Origin of the sequence: Achromobacter sp. F4_2707, assembly GCF_047501535.1 — a bacterium.
Taxonomy (GTDB): domain Bacteria; phylum Pseudomonadota; class Gammaproteobacteria; order Burkholderiales; family Burkholderiaceae_B; genus Yanghanlia.
This window is the reverse complement of record NZ_JAZDRJ010000004.1, coordinates 131,878-150,739: the sequence shown is the minus strand read 5'-3', so window position 1 is coordinate 150,739 and position 18,862 is coordinate 131,878. Positions and strand designations below refer to the sequence as shown.

Below are 18,862 nucleotides of genomic sequence, written 5' to 3'. Positions count from 1 at the left end.
CCACAGGGTCTTGCCTTGTCAAGCGATGATTACCGGGCGGGCGTCGCCGCCGGGGTGTCAGAGGGGCTGGCGGCGGCCAGGCTCTCACTCAATATCAGAGGCTGGCTCGCCAGGACACGCTTGGAACGATCGATCACGTAGCGTAATTCGTATTCGCCACTCTCTTTGGGCAGGTTGATTTTGAGCGGCGAGCCGTGTGAGGTGCGAGCGTAATCAAGGTAGTGGTGGGCCGGTGCGCCTTTCGGCACAACGGTAACGTAATCCCCTTTGTTATCGGGGCCGGTCCAATTTACGGTGGCAGTCCCTGCCGGAGTTGCCTCGCCCACAAGCTCAAGCGTGGCGGTGACGGGGGTGAGCGTTATAGGCTGTGCAGCGAGTACCCGCTTGGAACTGTCCAAAATGTAGCGGATTTCATGGTTGCCCACGGCATCGGGCACACTGAAGGTGACGGGGTTGCCGCTTGCCGTGCGTGCGTAGTCTGCGTAAGCCGAGTCCGGGGCGCTGGCAGGCACTACTGTAATGTAATCACCTGGGCTGTTCGGCCCCGCCCACTGCACTTGAATCGTACCGCCTGCCCCAACGCTAGAGGGCCCGGATATCGTCACTTGGAGTGGGATCAGTTCAATCGGTTGGCGGGCTAGAACGACATTCCCTTCTGCCAAAACATAGCGTATTTCGTGAGGGCCGAGAGCATCGGGGGCTTGCAGTTTCAGCGGGTTGCCCCTGGAAACGCGCTCGTATTCGCCCGTTTCATCGTCGCGCGCGCCAGCCGGTGTAATGGTGATGAAGTCGTCACGGCTGTCAGGGCCGGTCCAGCTGATATCAATGACGGTTCCTGCTTCGGCGGCCTCGGCTGCTTCGAGTGTCGCGTCGGGCAGGACGGGTTCGGGTTTGGGCAAGGGGGTGGCTGGCGGCACTGCGCGCGGCGCCTGCAAAGCGGTGTGCAACGCCTCGCTGAGTTTTGCCGCATCGTTTGCAGAAAAATACTGACCACCGGTATTGTGGGCCAGACACGCCACGTGTTCGCCTTGCTGTTGGGTGAGCCCCAAGCCTACAACGTGGGCAGTGAAGTCAACGCCACTGGCTGCCAACTCTGTACCCAGGGCACAGGGGTCTGCTTTACACGTTTCCTCCCCATCGGTGATCAGGATTACCGTGGCGGCTTCTTCCGTATGGCGTAGCTGGATGGCCGCTTGCTGCACAGCGGCTGTGAGCGGTGTCTTGCCCAGATAGCGCATATTCTCAACGGCTTGCAATATGGCAGCTTTGTTGTTTGCGCCGGGGGTAACCAGGAGTTCGATGTCGTTGCAGTTGCCCTTGCTGCGGTGCCCGTAAGCCATCAAGCCAAGCTCCATGGTGGCAGGCACGGTTTCCAACATATCGCGTAGCGCCTGACGAGCGATCTGATGCTTTGGCGTACCGCTGATTTGCCCCCACATCGAGCCCGAACCATCGTACACAATGATGGCGCGTTTAGCGGTTTCTGCATGGGAAATTGTCGTGACGAGGGCTGTAACGGCAAAGAAACTCAGTAGCTTCAACACAAGAGCACTCCCTAGAAGGACGCCGGGGATACGGCAAAGGATTGGCAGGGCAAACGGTAGTTGGTCCGTATGGCATGCGAACACCGTTAAGTGGTGTGTCAGTCTATTGATGGGTGGGGGCTGTGTCGCCGTCTGTTTGTAGGGGCGTGGGTGAGCTGGGTGTTCGGCAGGATTGGGGCGGGCGAGCAAGCCCATCGCAGCCCGTTTGAATAGACGGTGTGCCGATGCCTTATGCTCTTTACCATAGGCCAACAGGCGCAGCGGCCTATCGTAACTGGCGGGCTAACTGCCCCGCGTCGATTAATCTTTCGGACCTACCGCCCATGAAAACTCTTAATCGTCTCTTCTCGCGCGTGATCTTGGCACTTTGTCTAGGGCTCGCATCGGCTGTACACGCTGAGGCACTCACCACCCAACAGGTAGAACAATTTATCGCGGCCATGCCTGAGCTGATGGCGCTCGGGGAGAAATATCAGGATACTAAACAGGCGGATATCGACCCTGCGCGGCCCCTGAGTTCGGGCTTGAAGCAGATGCAAAAATCCGGGCCGGAATATGCAGACTTCCGCGAGTTGGCTGCTCGCCACGGCTTTGAAAGCGCTGAACAGTTTGCAGAAGTGGGTGACCGAACAATGCAAGCTTATATGTTGTCTTCCAGCGGTGTATCGCCCGACCAGGCCGAAGCTCTGTATCAACAAGGCGTCGCCAATGTTAAGAACGACAAGTCATTGAATGCCGAACAGAAAGAGCTCATTCTCAGTCGCATGGCTAACAGCCATCGACGCAATACCGACTCCTTGAAAACGGCGAGTCCCGATATAGAAGCGGTGAGGCCGCATAAGGCGGCACTCGACAAATTATTCGAGTAAGCCGTTGAGCCGGCGTTACAGTACCGGAGCTTGGTTTTCCACCGGCTCGTCCAATTCTTCCGCCAAAAATCCGCCGCTCTGGTGCCGCCACAAGCGGGCATAGACGCCGTTCTTCTGTAGAAGTTCGGCATGGCTGCCTTGCTCGATGATGCGACCGGCATCCATCACCACCAGTCGGTCCATGGCTGCAATGGTGGAAAGCCGGTGGGCAATGGCAATTACCGTTTTGCCTTCCATAGCTTCATAGAGGCTGTCCTGAATGGCGATTTCCACTTCTGAATCCAGCGCACTGGTCGCTTCGTCCAGCAGCAGGATGGGGGCGTTCTTTAGCATCACACGAGAAATGGCAATGCGCTGGCGTTGGCCTCCCGAAAGCTTGACCCCGCGCTCTCCCACCATGGTGTCATAGCCGGAGCGACCGTGTGAATCGTTTAATTGCTGGATGAATTCATCCGCCTGCGCGCGTACAGCTGCTGCGCGAACTTCAGCCGGATCGGCGTCGGGGCGGCCGTAAGCGATGTTGTCGTAAATGGAGCGATGCAGCAATGAGGTATCTTGCGTGACCATGCCAATCGCGCCGCGCAGGCTGTCCTGGGTTACCTGGGAAATGTCTTGCCCATCAATGCGTATCTGCCCACTATCCAAATCGTAAAAACGCAGCAACAGACTGATAAGCGTGGACTTGCCTGCACCGGAGCGGCCCACCAAGCCGATTTTTTCACCTGCCGCCACCTTGAGGCTTAAGCCTTCCAGAACCTGGCGCTCGCCGTTGTAATTGAAGAACACGTTGTCGAACTCGACTTCACCACGTGTGATTTGTAATGGCACAGCATCGGGCGCATCTTCCACTTTTGGCGGGTGGGTGAGCGTAGCAATGCCGTCTTGCACTGTGCCTATGCTTTCAAAGAGTGAAGTCATCTGCCACATAATCCAGTGTGACATCCCATTGACCCGCAATGCCATCGCGGTGACAGCCGCCACAGCGCCCGTGCCGACTTCGCTGCCATGCCACAGCCACAAGGCGTAGCCGCCCGAGGACAATATCAGGGCGGTGACCAGTGCTTGATTGACGATTTCGAACTGACTGACCAAACGCATCTGCCGATAGCCGGTGTCTTTGAAGTCTTCCATCGCAGCGCGCGCGAAGTGGGCTTCGCGCTGCGTGTGTGAAAACAGCTTGACGGTTGTAATGTTGGTGTAGGCGTCGGTCACGCGGCCTGTCATGGATGAACGAGCGTGGGCTTGTTCCTTACCGACTTTTCCCAGGCGCGGCACAAAGTACACCATGGCCAAGCCAAACAGCAGTATCCAGGCCAAGAAGGGCAGCATCAAGCGCCCATCAAACCCACCTGCCAGCAACACAATGGCGACGAAATAGACGCCAATGCCCACCACGATTTCGCTGAAGGTGAACAGGACTTCCCGTACCGCCAGCGCGGTCTGCATGACTTTGGTCGTTACCCGGCCAGCAAACTCATCGGAAAAGAACGACAGGCTTTGCCGCAGCATCATGCGGTGGAAATCCCAGCGCAAGCGCAGCGGCAGATTGATGGCCAGAATCTGGTGTTGCACCATGGTGCGCAGCGCCACGATACCAATACTGGCGACAAGCACAATGCCAATGCCCCACAATACGCGGCGCACGTGGTCCGACGCGGGCTCTCCGGCTTGCCAGACCGAGAGCAAATCCACAACCTGGCCCAGGAAGGCGAATAGCCAGGCTTCATAGATAGAAACACCTGCGCTTAATACCGCAAGCGCCGCAATATAGCGTCGCGACCCGCGTGAACACGCCCATAGAAACGAGAAAAAACCCTGTGGCGGGGTCGATACGTTTTCCGGCGGGAAAGGGTTGAGTTGTTCTTCAAACCTACGGAACAAGATAAGGGCTCCAGAGAAACGGATATTTGCCGTGTGGCATCGCTGTGGGTTCAGAGTTGGGGCCAGGCTGCGGGGAGATGGCGTTACTGAATTCTTTAAACATGTAGTTTCGCATGAGGGCGCAAATCAGTGCTCAAAGAATCCATGATGCAAATGCCGGTATCAGGTTGTATTCAGCTTCGGTACTTAAAATTAAAGAATGGGAATGCATCCGCAACAGGGCAGCCTTCCAAGACTGTAGCGTTCCTGTTTCAGGAGGATACGCGCGTGCTCGAGTTTTTTGGAATGCTCCACTGGGGGGCACTGTTTCAAATCGTTCTTATCGATATTTTGCTTGGCGGCGATAACGCGGTCGTGATCGCGCTGGCCTGCCGAAACTTGCCACGCAAGCAGCGCATGCAAGGCATATTGTGGGGCACGGCAGGCGCCATTATTTTGCGGGTGGCGCTGATTGCTTTTGCCCTGGTGCTGCTTGATATCCCGTTTCTCAAGATGGTGGGTGCGCTGTTGCTGGTCTGGATCGGCATCAAGCTGCTGGCGCCCGACGAAGACGAGCATGGCAATATTAAGGGCGGGGCTTCCATTATGTCGGCAGTTCGCACCATCATTGTTGCGGATTTCGCGATGAGCTTGGACAACGTTATCGCCATTGCAGGGGCGGCTCAGAATGCACACACCGACCATCAACTGTATTACGTCATATTCGGCCTGTGCTTGAGCGTGCCCATTATTGTTTGGGGCAGCACGCTGGTACTAAAGCTGATTGACCGTTTCCCGTTGGTTGTGACCTTTGGCGGCGGCTTGCTGGGCTGGATTGCCGGGGGCATGCTGATCACCGATGTTTTTGTGGTGGAGCGGCTGGGGCCACCCGATACGATGCTCAAACTGGCTGTTGAGGTCGCCGGCGCGGCGCTGGTAATTGGGCTGGGAAAGTGGCTGGCAGTTCGCAAGCGCCGAGAACCTGTGGCGGAAGAATCCGCCTGAATGTCTGAACGAAATAAGGCCGAGTCTGAAGCAATATGCCTCAAGAAACGCGGGGTGGGGGCGATGGCAGAGAAACACGAGCAACCAGGCCTGAGCTTCCGTCGGCCCGGTTGCTGAAATACAAAGTTCCGCCGTGCAATGAAACCATGGCTTTCACGCTTGCCAAGCCTAGCCCCAGGCCTTCCTCGCCCGGGTTGGGGCGATAGAATCGCTCTCCGAGGCGCTCCAAGCTGGCTTCAGGCAGGCCCGGGCCATCGTCTCTGATAGACAAAAGAACACCTTCAGGCGTGGGGTCAAGGCTGATGTCTACGCGGTTTTCGGCGTGCTTGATGGCATTGTCCACCAAGTTGGCACACGCGTTGGCTATCAGGCTGCGGGCACGCGGTCGGACAAGGTATAGCCGGCGCCTCGGACAGTGTGTATCAGAGGGCTGGCATGGTTGCCATCGATTTTGCGACGCAAGCGACTGATCTGCACGTCAATAACGTTGGATTGAGGGTCGAAGCGGTAGTCCCACACGTGTTCCAGCAGCATGGTGCGGGTGACTGTGTTGTGGGCATTCAGCATGAGATACGTCAGCAGCCTGAGCTCACGTGGCTGTAGAGAGTCAGGGCGCTGAGCACCAGGACGGGGGTACGTTGGCCCAGGCCGCGCAGGGTAGAAAGAATCGTCAGGCCGTCCACGCCGTTAGGCAGCATGCGATCGAGGATGATGACATCCCAGGAGGAATCTATTGCACGTTGCAAGCCTTGCACGCTGTCGTGGCAAATAACGCTTGTATGGCCAAGCTCGCTCAGGCCTTTTGCTATGTAGCGGGCATTTTCGGTGTCGTCTTCGATAATCAGGCAGTGCCACATTTCCAATTCAGATCAGGGCTATTGAACGGATTCTATAACCCGGAATGAGTGTGTAATCGTCTTTTCATTCTATATGCGTTTGCGCTGCTGAATCATTGCCAAATGGTAATGTGGGTGTAATGTTTGACCGCTGACTTCTGCTCTAACATTCCCCTTCGTTTTCTCGAAGGTCTTTTCCGCACAAAACGAGAAATTATTCACGCCTGATCACGCGCCGATAAGCACTCATTGCTCTTTTGCGCAGGATTAAACCAGGAAAGTTAGAAACGGTGCCGCTGGCACCCCGTATCGTGGCGGGAAAGCTCCGGTCGATACGACTGGAGTTCTTCACTAATGCAGGTGGAGGAGATGTATGCGTCTCAAGTTCAGTATCAATAATCGTGAGGCATTGGCCTCGGGGTTGTTAATCGTGTTGGGTCTGGGTGTGATGCTCAAGGGGAGCACCTATACCATCGGCACAATGGCCAGAATGGGGCCGGGATTTTTTCCGGTCATGCTGGGAGTGCTGCTAATGTTCCTGGGCGGCTTATGCCTGTTTGCGACAGGGCTTTCTACCAAGGCAGAGGAAGAGGAAGAGGAAGATTTTTCAGGCCCCTCTCAGTGGCGGGGCTGGATAGCCATTATTGGTGGCGTTCTGGCCTTTATCGTTCTGGGGGAATACGGCGGACTGGTTCCGGCAACCTTTGCGCTTGTTTTTATTTCTGCGATTGGAGATAGAAATCACAGTCTGCTTAGCGCCTTTTTATTGGCCGCGTTTGTGACGGTACTGGGCGTACTTATTTTTTCGTGGGGGCTTGAGTTGCAGTTCCCAATGTTTCGTTGGGGTTGATGGATGGATATCCTTTCTAATCTGATGCAGGGTTTCTCAGTTGCTTTTCAACTGGAAAACCTCATGTGGGCCGTATTCGGCGTATTCATGGGGAACCTGATTGGGGTATTGCCGGGAATGGGCGTTCTGGCATCCATTTCAATTTTGTTGCCGCTCACCTATACGATGACGCCGACGGCTGCTCTGATTATGCTGGCCGGTATTTATTATGGCTCGCAATACGGAGGCGGAATCACTTCAATTATGCTGAACCTGCCCGGAACAGCCTCTCATGCCGTGGCGTGTCTGGACGGCAACCCTCTGGCGCGCAGCGGCAAGGCCGGGTCGGCCTTGTTCATGCTGATGTTGTCGTCCTTTTTTGGCGCAACCATCGGCATTTTGGCCATGATTCTGTTTTCGCCCCTGCTGGTGGACGTCGCGTTCAAGTTCGGGCCGGCTGAGTACTTCTCAATGATGATGCTCGGGCTACTGGCAGGGGCGACATTGGCCAGGGGGTCGGCCATCAAGGGTGTGGCCATGGTTGTTGTGGGCCTGATCCTGGGCGTGGTAGGCACCGACGTGAACAGTGGTGTTGCGCGGTTTGACTTTGGTATCCCCGAATTGCAGGACGGTTTGCAGATTGTCGCACTGGCCATGGGCTTGTTCGGCATTGCTGATTTTCTCAAGAACGTGAACCGGGTGGGCAGCAGCGGACAAACGGTGGCGCGAGTCTCATCACGCTCATTGCGCCCCCAAAAAGGCGACATCAAGCAGTCGCGCGGCGCTTTGGTGCGCGGTACGGCCATTGGCGCGGCATTCGGCATTTTGCCCGGCACCGGCCCGACTATCGCTTCTTTCATCGCCTATGCGACCGAAAAGAAGGTAGCCAAAGAACCCGAACGTTTCGGACGGGGGGCTATTGAGGGCATTGCATCGCCTGAAGCTGCCACCAGCGCTTCCACCCAAACCAGCTTTATCCCGACTCTCAGCCTTGGGATTCCCGGCGACCCGGTCATGGCTTTGATGCTGGGTGCACTGATCATCCACGGCATTCAGCCTGGCCCGCAGATGGTGGTCGAACACTCAGACATGTTCTGGGGGCTGATCGCCAGTTTCTGGGTGGGCAATATTTTGCTGTTGCTTCTCAACTTGCCTTTGATCGGCATGTGGGTGCGCATGCTGTCAGTACCGTTCAGGTTCTTGTATCCCGCCGCCTTGTTCTTTGTCTGTGTCGGCGTATACAGCACAAACAACAACTTGTTTGATGTTTGGATGGTTCTTCTGTTCGGCGTGCTCGGCTATCTGTTCTTGCGCTTGAGGTTCGAGGCTGCGCCGTTGTTGCTGGGCTTTGTGCTGGGGCCGATGGTAGAGGAAAACTTCCGTCGCGCCTTGTTGTTGTCGCGCGGCGACGTCATGGTGTTCTTTGAAAGGCCTATCAGCTTGGCGTTTGTATCGGCAGCGGTGCTGCTGATCGTCGGGCTGGTTTATTCGTCATGGCGCAGCGCCACCAAACGGAAGGCGGAAAACAGCGAAAACAGCGAAAACTTCGAACATTCGCAAACGGTAATGCAGCGGTAATGTTCCACCAGGCGGATTCATCTTAAGATTCTTGAAGACCTGTGCCCGGCCGCGTAAGCGGAGACGGGCACAAGCTTCAGCGATTGGAGGGTAGATATGCGCTTCAAGGTCAGCATCAACAAAAGAGATGTTCTCGCTTCAGGGTTGTTGTGCCTGCTCGGTCTGGCCGCCGTTCTGCAAGTCAGCGCCAGTTCGGTCAGCAAGATTTCCGGCATGGGCGCCGGGGTATTGCCGGTCGTGTTTGGTTCGCTGCTGATGTTCGTTGGAATCTTGTGGTTGTTTGATTCCAGGCTTTCTCCAGACGAAGAAGAAGGCATTGATATTGGCGTATCCAAGTGGCGGGGTAGCTGCGGTGTAGTGAGCGGCGTATTCGCTTTTCTTCTGCTCAGTAAATACGGCGGCATGCTGCCAGCGGTGTTTGCGCTGATATTCGTTACGGTGTTGGGTGATCGGCGCCACTCATGGCGCAGCGCTTTGCTGCTGGCTTCTGGTAGCACCTTACTGGCTGCGCTTGCCCTGGCCTATAGCCCCGGCCTTGCTTTTTCTATGTTCCGTTGGGGGTGATTCCCCAGTGCTTCAGTGTGAAGCGTTGCTCCTCTTTTTCCCAGACTTGAGCTAGAACAAGGTTTCCGACTTTTATCTAGGTTTTTCCTTGCACAAGCTTAAAGATGTATTTAATATGGATCTTTAAGGCGGGCTGCTCCCGCAAATCATCACCCCACTGGAAAAGGAAGCAACATGCAGGTTGGAATGCTTAAGCTCGCGGGCCTCAAGGATGAAGGCTGCGCCATCAAACTCACAGATGCCCTGAAGTCTGTCAACGGCGTGAACGACGCCGATGTCTCTTTTGACAAGGCCAAGGCTTCCGTTACCTATGATGAAGAAAAAGTATCGTTGCAGCGGCTCAAGGTGGCTGTGGAAGAAGCCGGGTATGCCATCGCGGCTCCGGTGCACGGCGAAGATGGCGCCTGCTGCGGAGGTTGCGGCGGCTAAACGCCGCAAAGCGCGAACCTCATCTCAGGGTCCTAGTACGAAGCGCCGGTCAGCCCGGCGCTTTTTCGCATCTATACTGCGGGGCTGACGCCTTTTCTTTGCGGTGTGCATCCGCACGGTGGCTGTCTGGTCTTTGCGTGTTGAAGTGGTCTGCTGAGTGAGGCTTTATGTACGAATCGCGTAGTGCGCCCTTAGTGAGTCGGCGTGAGTTCGCCTGGCGCATGGTTTTGCATATCGTTTGGGCGACTGTTTTTATTGCCGCCTCGGTTTTGATAGGGGTGCTCGGCCACTTGATGTTGGAAGAGGGTGTCCACGTATACGATGCCGTGTTGAACTCGGCGCTTATTGTCGGGGGGATCGGCCCTTACATCATGCCGCAGACCTATGGGGGCAAGGTGTTTTTTGCGATCTACGGCGTGTATGTCAGCTTGGTCTTTGTCGCGACGCTAGGCGTGGTGCTGGCGCCCATTGCGCATCGGGTCTTGCACGCTTTTCACCTTGATGACGAAAATTGAGTCAGATGAAGGCGTTGGAAGGCTGACCCTGAGCGTTGGCATAAGGCGGGTGACAAAAAGGCACGTGATGAGCGTGCGCCTTCGATGCTTTGCGGCGGTGGCGTTGAGTGCGTTCGTTCAATCGCCAAGCGTAGTGCGTCAACTCAAGTACTTGCCTGGCTCTTTCGAGCATGGGGTTCGTTGCGGTAGGGGCGTAAATCATCTTTTCCATAGCTCGCCATTATGCGCAGCGAACATGACGCCGCGATTACCGCCATGCATAAATCAGCAAGCGTGTGCAACATGATGCTGCAACGCTACGGCATGGTCATGCGGACATTCCATGCGGCCAGCGGCAAGGGGGAGCCCGTTTGCCAGATGCGTGCGAGCGTGGTTTTCAAGGCTGCCATATCGCGGCTGGCGGGGCCTCCCTGCCAATGCGCGGGCGTCACGGCTTGCCATTGGCCGCTATCTGGGTCGCGTTCGCCAATCAAAAAACGAAACGAATAGTGGCCGGTACCAATGCCCATACGCAAATCCGATACGACCAGTTGGCCGTCGATGTCGTCGTAGCGCAACCAATCGCCTGTAAACCAGCGCAGGCCGTCAATGTATTTCTGGGGCTGCAGCGCCAGACCCAATTCGGCATTTGAAGGAAACTCGATGAACTCGGGCTGGCGGTTGTCTAGCATGCCCGTGATCGCTTCGACATAGTTGCCGTCTTCCATACGCGCTACCACACGCCACAGCACGATGTTGAAGGGTTGGGGCACCGAGAACATGGCGACAGGCTGGCGCCCTTGCTCCACCAGCATGTCGTGTACACGGTTTTCAGCCCAGTGTTTGGCCGCTAGCGAGGCACCGAGATACCCCGCCCCCAACAATAGAATGGCGCCCAGTGCACGACTCATGGCAGCGCGCGGCCCCACCAATAAAGCGATCAGTACGCCACCTAAAAGTGGGGCGGTATAGAAAGGGTCGATGATGAAGACGCTCGACCAGCTTGAGGGGGTGGGGCGCAGCGGCCACCATAACTGCGTGCCATAGCTGGTGAAGGCGTCCAGCACAGGGTGGGTAATGAGGATCAACCAAATGGTAAGTAGCAGCCTGCCATAACCCTGACCGTCCTTGTGCAGCCGGAACCGCTTGGCCAGCCACCCTAAAAATAACGCAAACGCTGTCAAAACAAACAGCGAATGCGAAAAGCCGCGATGGTTGATCATCTGCGAAAGAGGATCACCATACTTGATCAGGATATCGAGATCAGGAAGGGTAGCAAGCGCCGCCCCGGCAAGAATCGCCTTACGACCGTAGCGCGGCCCCATAAGGGCGCCTGCTATACCCGCACCGAGAGCAGCTTGTGTGACTGAATCCATTTCTACTGATTTCCTGTGGGACGTGCTGCTGAAGAGATCGGACGCACGCGTTAGAATGGACAGGTTAACGCTTTTTGAGTTCCACCATGGCCGAATTCCTCGTTGCCGCACTATACAAATTTGTACACCTGCCCGATTTCCGCGACATGCGTGAGCCTTTGCTGACCCACTGTGAAGAGCAGGGCGTGAAAGGCACTTTGCTACTTGCCGAAGAAGGCATCAACGGCACAATTGCCGGCCCCGAAGCTGGGGTCAGGTCCGTGCTGGCCTACCTGCGCGCCAACCCGCTTCTAGCGAATCTTGAGCATAAAGAATCGTGGTCGCCGCACATGCCTTTCTACCGCATGAAGGTCAAGCTCAAGCGTGAAATTGTCACCATGGGCGTGCCAAATATCCATGCGGAAACCATGGCGGGAATTTACGTCAAACCCGAAGAGTGGAATGCACTGATCGCCGACCCGGATGTGGTGGTGGTCGATACCCGCAACGATTACGAATTCAAAATTGGCACGTTTGACAGGGCTATCAACCCGGAAACTCGCAGCTTTACTGAGTTTCCCGGCTGGATTGAGCAACAGCGTGCCGAGGGTGGCGCCCTGCACAACAAGCGCAAGGTCGCCATGTTCTGCACCGGTGGTATCCGCTGCGAGAAATCCACCGCTTATATGCGCTCACTGGGGTACGACGAGGTCTATCACCTGGAAGGCGGTATTCTCAAATACCTGGAAACTGTCCCCGAGGAAAACAGCCTGTGGCAGGGCGACTGCTTTGTGTTCGACGAACGGGTGTCCGTGCGCCATGGCCTGGTGCCGGGCGACTACGAATTCTGCCGCGCCTGTCGCCAGCCCCTTAGCGAACAAGACAAAACCTCGGAACACTTTGTGGAAGGCGTCAGTTGCCATCACTGCCACGACCAGCACACGGAAGAGCAGAAGCAGCGGTTCGCCGAACGCCAGCGGCAGGTAGAACTGGCACGCCAGCGTGCGGAGCGCCATATAGGGGTGAAGGTCGAAGAGAAAAAAGCGGCCAAGGCACGGGCGTTGGCAGAAGCCAAGGCTCGGCGCGAAGAGCGGCTGGCGAAGCGGCGGGCTGAGGCCGCCCAGCGCCAGCAATCTGCTGAACAAGGTGTGACGCCGCCCGCCGCCTGAAGGCGTGGGTTAGTGGGGGCTCTGTATGTCAGCCGTTCCCATTCTTTATTCGTTCCGGCGCTGCCCCTATGCCATGCGGGCGCGCCTTGCGCTTGCCGTAAGCAGGCAATCCTGTGAATTGCGGGAAGTCGTTTTGCGCAATAAGCCTGTCGAGCTTCTGCAGGCTTCGCCCAAAGGCACAGTGCCTGTGCTGGTTCTACCGGATGGTACGGTTATCGAGCAAAGCCTCGACATCATGTTGTGGGCACTGCAGCGTAACGACCCGCAGCATTGGCTGGAACCCCCAACCGGCACGCTGGACGACATGCTGGGTTTGATCGCCGACTGCGACAGCCGGTTCAAGCACGGCCTGGATCGCTATAAGTATCCGCAGCGCTACGAAAACATCAATCCTCTGGAACAGCGTGAGCTGTGCAGCGCCTGGCTGGCTATTCTGGAGGCGAGGCTGGCGGACCAAGGGGGCTCCGGTACCCGGCCCGGCGAGCGTGTTGAAGCTGCCCGGCTGCAGCCTGGCTTGTTCGGGGCACGTGCTTCGTTGGCCGACGCTGCCATTATGCCGTTTGTGCGGCAGTTTGCTCAGGTCGACCGGCCTTGGTTCGACAGCCAGCCTTGGCCTGCATTACATGGTTGGCTGGCAGGGTGGCTGGAGTCGCCGTTATTCGCTTCGATTATGGAAAAACACACGCCCTGGGCCGGTGGCCAGGGCGTGTGTTTTCCTTGAAGGCTGGGGTAAAAAATTACCGGTCCATGCCTGGTACGACAGCGTTGAAGCCGCAGTCAACGTGCGTGATTTCGCCGGTAATGCCTGCCGCCAGGTCGGACAGCATGAATGCTGCTGTGTTGCCGACATCATCAATGGTGACGTTGCGACGCAGCGGCGAATACTGTTCAACAAACTTGAAGATCAGCGTGAAATCTTTAATGCCGCTGGCTGCCAGAGTTTTAATGGGGCCGGCCGAGATGCCGTTGGCGCGAATACCGCGCGGGCCCAGGGCGGCGGCCAGGTAACGTACGCTGGCTTCAAGCGAAGCCTTGGCCAAGCCCATCATGTTGTAGTGCGGCACGACGCGCTCTGCACCCATGTAGCTGAGAGTCAGCACAGAACTTTGGCGGCCTTCCAGCAAGGGCAGGGCAGCTTTGGTCAGAGCTGGAAAGCTGTAGGCGGAAATGTCGTGTGCGACGCGGTAGTTTTCGCGCGTCATGCCGAACAGAACGTCGCCTTCCAGCGATTCGCGTGGGGCAAAGCCGATCGCATGCACCAGGCCGTCGAGGCCGTCCCATTCCTGACCAAGCGATTTGAACGCGCTTTCGATTTGATCGTCTTCGCCGACGTCACAGGGCAGCACGATGTTGCTGCCGAATTCAGTGGCGAACTCTTCCACTCGTTCTTTGAAACGATCACCCGCGTAAGTGAATGCGAGTTCCGCGCCTTCGCGATGGCATGCTTTGGCGATGCCGTAAGCGATTGAGCGATTGGAAATCAGCCCGGTGAGCAGAATGCGCTTGCCTTGTAGGAAACCCATTTTCAATCAATCCTTCTTGTCTTATATAGAGAGCATGTGGTGTACATCAGCCACTTATATTGGAGCCTGGAACGCGCAATCGCTTGCCGATCGCCAGTTTATTGCCTTTCAGGTTGTTCAGCTTGCGTATCGCCTGCACGGTAGTGCCGTAGCGGCGAGCCAGGGAGTAAAGAGTGTCGCCCTGCCTGACTGTATGAGTCATGGCTTGTGGGCTACGGCGCAACACTTGTATATCAGGAGCGGCCCCCGCTTGCGCAGCGGTGCCGGAAGGGCGGTTACCGGTACTGAGTGATACCCTGCGGATTCCGCCGCTTTGCTGTTGAGTTTGCGTGGACGTGCTGGCTTGCGCACCTGTAGCAACGACCTGTGTGGTGTCAGCCGCGTCGTTCGCAGCGGCGACCAGCAAGGTGGCTTCGGTGCGCGCAGCAGTCTGGCGCTGGCTCAGCCCATTGACACTGCGCAGTTGTTCCACCGGCATATCGAACTTGCGGGCGATGGCTGTGTAAGACTCGCCTTTTTTGCTGCGGTAGGTATTCCAGGCTGACAGCCGGCCCTTGTAAGCCTTCAGGTTGGCCATGAAGATGTCGGCCTTGTCGGCGGGGAGCAGAATTTCAGCTTCGTCCTCCACCTTAATCACCGGGCGGTTATGCGCCGGGTTTAGCTCGCGGAATTCATCTACAGTGATTTCCGCCAGTTGGGCGGCGACATCCACATCGATACTTTCCGTCTTTTTGACGGTGATGAAATAAGGCGTGTTGCGGATGGGAGGCAGCGTGATGCCGTATTTGTGGGGTTCGGCGATGATGTTTTTGAAGGCTTGCAGCTTGGGTACGTAATTGCGCGTTTCTTCCGGCATTTTAAGTGCGCGGTAGTCGAGCTCCAGCCCTTCTTTGCTGTTGCGTTCAAGGGCGCGCCGTACCGAGCCTTCGCCCCAGTTATAGGAAGCCAGGGCCAGATACCAATCGCCCTGGAATTCGTAGAGATAGCTGAGGTAATCGAGGGCTGCGTTCGTCGAGGCGATCGGGTCGCGGCGCATGTCGCGCCACCAGTCTTGTTCGAGGTTGTAGTGCTTGCCCGTACTGGGGATGAACTGCCACAGGCCGGAAGCCTGGGAGCGTGACAGCGCCAGAGGGTTGAAAGCACTTTCGACAAAGGGCAGCAGCGCCAGTTCGGTGGGCATCCCACGGCGTTCGAGCTCATCGACGATGTGATACAGGTACTTGCGGGCGCGCTGACTCATAATAAGCAGCGATTCGGGCCGGGCAGCGTAGTATTGTGTCCAGTGGTCGACGAGTTCGGTGTCAAGGTTGGGCACCGCAAAGCCCAGCCGGATGCGCTCCCAGATATCGTTTGCGGGTCGGGTGAGGTCGATCGTGGTGGACGTTTCGGTGGCTGCAAGCTGCCGCGATGCATCAGCGGCGCGGTCGTGCTGTGTAGCACAACCGGCCAGCATCACTACTATAGATAGTACGAATAGCCGCAGACAGTTCATGGGTGGTTCATCAAAAGTTGTTCTTCCATTCACGCAAGCTTGCAAAGACTTCTACTTCCGAGGCCAGTGGTTGACCCGCGTAACGTGCTGCACTTTCCGCTACCTCCGCCACTCCGGTGCGCAAGAAAGGGTTTGAAGCCATTTCCAGCGCCAGGGTTGAAGGCAGAGTCGGCTGCCCTTCCTCCCGTAAGCGGGTTGCAGTATCCCAGCGATCCTGCAATGTCGCATTGCCGGGTTCGACTTGCTTGGCCCAGCGGAGGTTGGACAAGGTATATTCGTGCGCACAGCACACCAAGGTATCTTCCGGCAAGCTTGCCAGTTTCCCCAGGGATTCAAACATCTGCTCAGGTGTGCCTTCGAACAAACGCCCGCAACCGGCGGCAAACAGCGTGTCTCCGCAAAAAAGCACGGGAGCACTACCATCGGGGCGGCCATGATAGGCAATGTGCCCGGCAGTATGGCCGGGAACGTCTATCACGGTCATGGAGAAACCAAGGTCGCGCAATTGTACCGTATCGCCTTCAGACAGGCGGTGGTGGCAAATAGGCAGGCGCTCATTGGCAGGGCCGTAAACGGGGGCATGACTGCGTTCATGCAGCTCAAGCGCCCCGCCGACATGGTCGCCATGGTGGTGTGTCAGTAAAATGGCGCGCAAGTTGAGCGCGTGTTGCTCGAGGTAACGCACAACCCCCGAGGCTTCGCCAGGGTCAATCACAATGGCGTCGCTGTTCTGACGCAGCAACCATATATAGTTGTCGGAAAGTGCGGGCAGGGGAATAAGCTGGCTGTTTACCATGGAAAAAGCGAGGAATGGGGTGGAGCAACCGTTGATACTGGAGCTTGAGGAATGGCTGGACACGCCTCAGGGCCGTTACGTGGCGCGATGGGAACAGGCCCAATTCAGTGGCATGGTCGCCAATGTGTTTGGCTATCATGCCATACAAATCGGCCTGCCGCATTGGGACTTCCTCGAAGCGAATCGCATTCCTCATCAGGTTTGCGCCACCCTTGAACTCGTTGAAGGGGCAAGCCGCCGGCTCGTGCTGGCCGAGCCTGAAGCCCTGCCTTTCGATACGCAGAGCATTGATTTGCTCGTCTTGCCCCACGGTCTGGAGTGTGCCACCGACCCCCATCAGGTCCTGCGCGAGATTGACCGCGTTCTGGTGCCGGAAGGTCGGGTGGTGATCTCTGGTTTTAACCCTTGGAGCTTATGGGGCGCCCGCGGGCGCTTGCCGGGCTTAGAACCCTTGGTGCCGGTTCCCGCGCCGTTGCAGGTGTCTTTGCCGCGCTTGAAAGACTGGTTCAAGCTTCTGTCGTTTGAAATGGATCGTGGGCGCTTTGGCTGCTACGCCATGCCGAGCTTCAGCGATGTCTGGCTGAAACGCTGGTCGTTCATGGAAAAGGCGGGCGATCGGTGGTGGCCTATCTGCGGCGCCGTCTATATGGTGTCTGCCGTCAAGCGGGTGGCCAGGCCTACATTGGTCGGCCCCGCCTGGCGGCACCGCCGCAAGCCGGCTCGGCGCCGAGCCACGGTGGCAGCAGGCAGGCAGTTCAATACAAATTCCGGAGAATCTTGAAGTGAGTGGTGAAACAAGCGGCCAGGCAGTGGAAATCTGGACGGACGGCGCCTGCAAGGGCAACCCTGGTCGAGGCGGGTGGGGGGCGTTGCTACGCCACGGCCGCCATGAAAAGGAGCTGTTTGGCGGTGAGGAACAGACCACCAATAACCGCATGGAGCTCACCGGCGTGATCGAGGCACTAAAAGCCTTGAAGCGGCCATGCCGGGTAATCGTACACACGGATTCCCAATACGTACAGAAAGGGATGGGGGAATGGTTGCCCAACTGGAAGCGCCGGGGTTGGCGCACCGCGGATAAAAAACCGGTTCGCAATGCTGATCTATGGCAGCAACTCGACGCTCTGGTTGCCCAGCACCAGGTGGAATGGCGTTGGGTCAAAGGCCATGCGGGCGACCCCGGCAACGAAAGGGCGGACGCTCTGGCTAACCAGGGCGTGCGTACGCTCGACCGTGCCTAAGCCGTTCTGCTCATGGGTGAGCCGCAGTGTTATTTGCGAAGCATGCTGAAATAAGTATGTAATTGTGCGTTACGCATGCCAAAGATTCAGTGCTACAGTCAATGGCTTTGTAGAGAAATTGCACGCTTCGCTGGCAGGGCGGCGAAGTCCGAAGAATTTACTTACCTCACAACCACGACATCAATGAAGTTTTCCAAGGCTGCGATATTACTGGTGCTGGGCATAGGCTTAGGGGCGTGGGGCGCTCATTGGTGGGTTCAACGCGGTGCAGAAGGCAATGCTGTGGTCACTGCCCCCGCTCAGGGAACCAAAGCGCCAACACCTTCCAAAGTGGCGGTTGTGGTTGCCCCGGTCAAACAAGAGCGGCTGGAACGTTCCATTTCGGCAGTGGGTACATTGCGTTCCCATGACTCCGTTATGCTGCGGCCGGAAATCAGCGGCCGGATTGCTGAAATTAATTTTATTGAAGGCGGCAAGGTCGAAAAAGGCCAGGTGCTGGTGCGGCTGGACGACAGCGTGGCCAAAGCCCGCTTGCAGCAGGCCCGCGCCAACGCTCAACTGGCGGGCAGTCAGCACCGCCGCGCCGTCGAACTGAGCAAGCAAGGTTTTGTGAGCAGTCAGGCTCGCGACGAAGCAGCCAGCAACCTGGCCGTGCAACGGGCTGCGGTGGCGCTAGCGGAAGCCGAACTGGAAAAAACGGTGATACAGGCTCCCTTTGACGGCCTGGCCGGTTTGCGAACTGTCTCCGTGGGGGATTACGTCGGGCCGGGAACCGATCTCGTTCCCATCGAGTCCATCGACCCCCTTAATCTGGATTTTCGTATTCCTGAACTGTTTCTGGGCTCGGTGGCGCAAGGTTCCAGGCTGCAAGTGTCTTTTGATGCACTGGCCGGGGCCGAACGGGAAGGCAGCGTGGGGGCGATCAGCCCCCTGATCGATGTAGGCGGCCGCTCGCTGCTGCTGCGAGCTAACGTGCCGAATCCCGATGGCGTACTGCGCCCCGGCCTGTTTGCGCGAGTGCATCTGGAGTTGGCCGAGGAACAAGGGCTGTTGGTGCCGGAAAGCGCATTGGCGCCCTCGGGTGATGCGCAATATGTGTTTCGTGTTGTCGATGGCGTCGTCGAGCGTGTGATGGTGCGGGTCGGCCAGCGCCTCAATGCCCACGTAGAAATCGTAGAAGGGCTCAGTGCAGGCGACGCTGTGGTGGTTTCGGGGCTGCAGAAAGTGCGCGACGGCCTTGAGGTCGAAGTGGTTCCAGCGGCTGGTAATTAAGGCGAC

Annotated in this window: 20 protein-coding genes and 1 pseudogene; 12 read left to right on the top strand and 9 right to left on the bottom strand. The window is 57.2% G+C overall.

Translation table 11 applies throughout. The features are described from left to right. Positions 1–29: 29 nt before the first annotated feature. Positions 30–1,544: a VWA domain-containing protein gene (locus VRY85_RS05670; RefSeq protein WP_414597640.1), complete on the bottom strand. Its 1,515-nt coding sequence runs from the start codon at positions 1,542–1,544 to the stop codon at positions 30–32. A 323-nt stretch (positions 1,545–1,867) separates the two neighbouring features. Here VRY85_RS05670 and VRY85_RS05665 point away from each other — a divergent pair, with 323 nt between their 5' ends. Then, positions 1,868–2,413 (top strand): hypothetical protein, encoded by a 546-nt coding sequence (locus tag VRY85_RS05665; protein WP_414597639.1) that lies wholly within the window; start codon positions 1,868–1,870, stop codon positions 2,411–2,413. Positions 2,414–2,428: 15 nt separating this feature from the next. Here VRY85_RS05665 and VRY85_RS05660 read toward each other — a convergent pair whose 3' ends face one another. After that, positions 2,429–4,294: an ABC transporter ATP-binding protein gene (locus tag VRY85_RS05660; RefSeq protein ID WP_414597638.1), complete on the bottom strand. Its 1,866-nt coding sequence runs from the start codon at positions 4,292–4,294 to the stop codon at positions 2,429–2,431. Between the two features lie 267 nt (positions 4,295–4,561). On the opposite strand from VRY85_RS05660, the gene VRY85_RS05655 reads away from it, so the two are divergent. Next, positions 4,562–5,278 carry a TerC family protein gene (locus VRY85_RS05655; protein WP_414597637.1) on the top strand — a complete coding sequence of 239 codons (717 nt, stop codon included), beginning with the start codon at positions 4,562–4,564 and terminating at the stop codon, positions 5,276–5,278. Between the two features lie 40 nt (positions 5,279–5,318). Here the strand turns inward: VRY85_RS05655 and VRY85_RS05650 are convergent, their stop codons facing one another. Continuing rightward, positions 5,319–5,645, bottom strand: coding sequence for a sensor histidine kinase (locus VRY85_RS05650; RefSeq protein ID WP_414597716.1), 327 nt, complete (start codon positions 5,643–5,645; stop codon positions 5,319–5,321). Continuing rightward, positions 5,645–6,135 (bottom strand): annotated as a pseudogene (locus tag VRY85_RS05645) (response regulator transcription factor). The gene VRY85_RS05650 and the pseudogene VRY85_RS05645 overlap by 1 nt, the downstream one beginning before the upstream one ends. A gap of 352 nt (positions 6,136–6,487) precedes the next feature. Here VRY85_RS05645 and VRY85_RS05640 point away from each other — a divergent pair. The 5 genes from VRY85_RS05640 (at position 6,488) to VRY85_RS05620 (ending at position 10,029) form a co-directional block, all read left to right on the top strand. Next, positions 6,488–6,964 carry a tripartite tricarboxylate transporter TctB family protein gene (locus VRY85_RS05640; RefSeq protein WP_414597636.1) on the top strand — a complete coding sequence of 159 codons (477 nt, stop codon included), beginning with the start codon at positions 6,488–6,490 and terminating at the stop codon, positions 6,962–6,964. A gap of 3 nt (positions 6,965–6,967) precedes the next feature. Then, positions 6,968–8,521: a tripartite tricarboxylate transporter permease gene (locus tag VRY85_RS05635; protein WP_414597635.1), complete on the top strand. Its 1,554-nt coding sequence runs from the start codon at positions 6,968–6,970 to the stop codon at positions 8,519–8,521. A gap of 96 nt (positions 8,522–8,617) precedes the next feature. Further along, on the top strand, positions 8,618–9,085 hold the full coding sequence (locus tag VRY85_RS05630; protein ID WP_414597634.1) for a tripartite tricarboxylate transporter TctB family protein: 468 nt from the start codon (positions 8,618–8,620) through the stop codon (positions 9,083–9,085). 174 nt (positions 9,086–9,259) lie between these two features. Then, entirely contained in the window at positions 9,260–9,514 is a 255-nt protein-coding gene (locus tag VRY85_RS05625; protein ID WP_414597633.1) for a heavy-metal-associated domain-containing protein, read from the top strand. Positions 9,515–9,681: 167 nt separating this feature from the next. Continuing rightward, entirely contained in the window at positions 9,682–10,029 is a 348-nt protein-coding gene (locus VRY85_RS05620) for a two pore domain potassium channel family protein (RefSeq protein ID WP_414597632.1), read from the top strand. A 1-nt stretch (position 10,030) separates the two neighbouring features. Here VRY85_RS05620 and VRY85_RS05615 read toward each other — a convergent pair whose 3' ends face one another. Further along, on the bottom strand, positions 10,031–10,240 hold the full coding sequence (locus VRY85_RS05615) for a hypothetical protein (protein ID WP_414597631.1): 210 nt from the start codon (positions 10,238–10,240) through the stop codon (positions 10,031–10,033). Positions 10,241–10,325: 85 nt separating this feature from the next. After that, a complete protein-coding gene (locus tag VRY85_RS05610; RefSeq protein WP_414597630.1) occupies positions 10,326–11,384 on the bottom strand; it encodes a metal-dependent hydrolase in 1,059 nt (352 codons plus the stop codon). Positions 11,385–11,470: 86 nt separating this feature from the next. Between VRY85_RS05610 and VRY85_RS05605 the strand changes: the two genes are divergently transcribed. Together VRY85_RS05605 and VRY85_RS05600 are read left to right on the top strand one after the other, a co-directional pair. Then, positions 11,471–12,532, top strand: a complete 1,062-nt coding sequence (locus tag VRY85_RS05605; protein WP_414597629.1) for a rhodanese-related sulfurtransferase — start codon at positions 11,471–11,473, stop codon at positions 12,530–12,532. Positions 12,533–12,557: 25 nt separating this feature from the next. Next, the gene (locus VRY85_RS05600; protein WP_414597628.1) at positions 12,558–13,253 is read left to right on the top strand and encodes a glutathione S-transferase; all 696 of its coding nucleotides are present in this window, start codon (positions 12,558–12,560) and stop codon (positions 13,251–13,253) included. 16 nt (positions 13,254–13,269) lie between these two features. On the opposite strand, the gene fabI is transcribed toward VRY85_RS05600, so the two are convergent. Genes fabI through gloB form a run of 3 tightly spaced genes read right to left on the bottom strand, consistent with a single transcriptional unit; the run spans position 13,270 to position 16,343 of the window. After that, a complete protein-coding gene (fabI, locus tag VRY85_RS05595; RefSeq protein WP_414597627.1) occupies positions 13,270–14,055 on the bottom strand; it encodes an enoyl-ACP reductase FabI in 786 nt (261 codons plus the stop codon). A gap of 46 nt (positions 14,056–14,101) precedes the next feature. Continuing rightward, positions 14,102–15,547: a transglycosylase SLT domain-containing protein gene (locus VRY85_RS05590; protein WP_414597626.1), complete on the bottom strand. Its 1,446-nt coding sequence runs from the start codon at positions 15,545–15,547 to the stop codon at positions 14,102–14,104. Positions 15,548–15,557: 10 nt separating this feature from the next. Continuing rightward, complete coding sequence (gene gloB / locus VRY85_RS05585) at positions 15,558–16,343, bottom strand: hydroxyacylglutathione hydrolase (protein ID WP_414597625.1); 786 nt, start codon at positions 16,341–16,343, stop codon at positions 15,558–15,560. On the opposite strand from gloB, the gene VRY85_RS05580 reads away from it, so the two are divergent. The 3 genes from VRY85_RS05580 to VRY85_RS05570 all read left to right on the top strand — a co-directional run bounded on the left by VRY85_RS05580 (position 16,342) and on the right by VRY85_RS05570 (position 18,856). Continuing rightward, positions 16,342–17,124 carry a class I SAM-dependent methyltransferase gene (locus tag VRY85_RS05580; RefSeq protein WP_414597624.1) on the top strand — a complete coding sequence of 261 codons (783 nt, stop codon included), beginning with the start codon at positions 16,342–16,344 and terminating at the stop codon, positions 17,122–17,124. The genes gloB and VRY85_RS05580 overlap by 2 nt on opposite strands. 1 nt (position 17,125) lies before the next feature. Then, positions 17,126–17,584: a ribonuclease HI gene (rnhA, locus tag VRY85_RS05575; RefSeq protein WP_414597623.1), complete on the top strand. Its 459-nt coding sequence runs from the start codon at positions 17,126–17,128 to the stop codon at positions 17,582–17,584. Between the two features lie 183 nt (positions 17,585–17,767). After that, a complete protein-coding gene (locus VRY85_RS05570) occupies positions 17,768–18,856 on the top strand; it encodes an efflux RND transporter periplasmic adaptor subunit (RefSeq protein WP_414597622.1) in 1,089 nt (362 codons plus the stop codon). Positions 18,857–18,862 lie beyond the last annotated feature (6 nt).

What these genes read in the sequence shown, in the direction of transcription:
- VRY85_RS05600 (WP_414597628.1), top strand. Translation starts at nt 12,558, where the DNA reads ATGTCAGCCGTTCCCATTCTTTATTCGTTCCGGCGCTGCCCCTATGCC.
- VRY85_RS05570 (WP_414597622.1), top strand. Translation starts at nt 17,768, where the DNA reads ATGAAGTTTTCCAAGGCTGCGATATTACTGGTGCTGGGCATAGGCTTA.
- VRY85_RS05610 (WP_414597630.1), bottom strand. Translation starts at nt 11,384, where the DNA reads ATGGATTCAGTCACACAAGCTGCTCTCGGTGCGGGTATAGCAGGCGCC.
- VRY85_RS05620 (WP_414597632.1), top strand. Translation starts at nt 9,682, where the DNA reads ATGTACGAATCGCGTAGTGCGCCCTTAGTGAGTCGGCGTGAGTTCGCC.
- gloB (WP_414597625.1), bottom strand. Translation starts at nt 16,343, where the DNA reads ATGGTAAACAGCCAGCTTATTCCCCTGCCCGCACTTTCCGACAACTAT.
- VRY85_RS05580 (WP_414597624.1), top strand. Translation starts at nt 16,342, where the DNA reads ATGGAAAAAGCGAGGAATGGGGTGGAGCAACCGTTGATACTGGAGCTT.
- VRY85_RS05615 (WP_414597631.1), bottom strand. Translation starts at nt 10,240, where the DNA reads ATGGAAAAGATGATTTACGCCCCTACCGCAACGAACCCCATGCTCGAA.
- VRY85_RS05665 (WP_414597639.1), top strand. Translation starts at nt 1,868, where the DNA reads ATGAAAACTCTTAATCGTCTCTTCTCGCGCGTGATCTTGGCACTTTGT.
- VRY85_RS05635 (WP_414597635.1), top strand. Translation starts at nt 6,968, where the DNA reads ATGGATATCCTTTCTAATCTGATGCAGGGTTTCTCAGTTGCTTTTCAA.
- VRY85_RS05605 (WP_414597629.1), top strand. Translation starts at nt 11,471, where the DNA reads ATGGCCGAATTCCTCGTTGCCGCACTATACAAATTTGTACACCTGCCC.
- VRY85_RS05590 (WP_414597626.1), bottom strand. Translation starts at nt 15,547, where the DNA reads ATGAACTGTCTGCGGCTATTCGTACTATCTATAGTAGTGATGCTGGCC.
- fabI (WP_414597627.1), bottom strand. Translation starts at nt 14,055, where the DNA reads ATGGGTTTCCTACAAGGCAAGCGCATTCTGCTCACCGGGCTGATTTCC.
- VRY85_RS05640 (WP_414597636.1), top strand. Translation starts at nt 6,488, where the DNA reads ATGCGTCTCAAGTTCAGTATCAATAATCGTGAGGCATTGGCCTCGGGG.
- VRY85_RS05630 (WP_414597634.1), top strand. Translation starts at nt 8,618, where the DNA reads ATGCGCTTCAAGGTCAGCATCAACAAAAGAGATGTTCTCGCTTCAGGG.
- VRY85_RS05625 (WP_414597633.1), top strand. Translation starts at nt 9,260, where the DNA reads ATGCAGGTTGGAATGCTTAAGCTCGCGGGCCTCAAGGATGAAGGCTGC.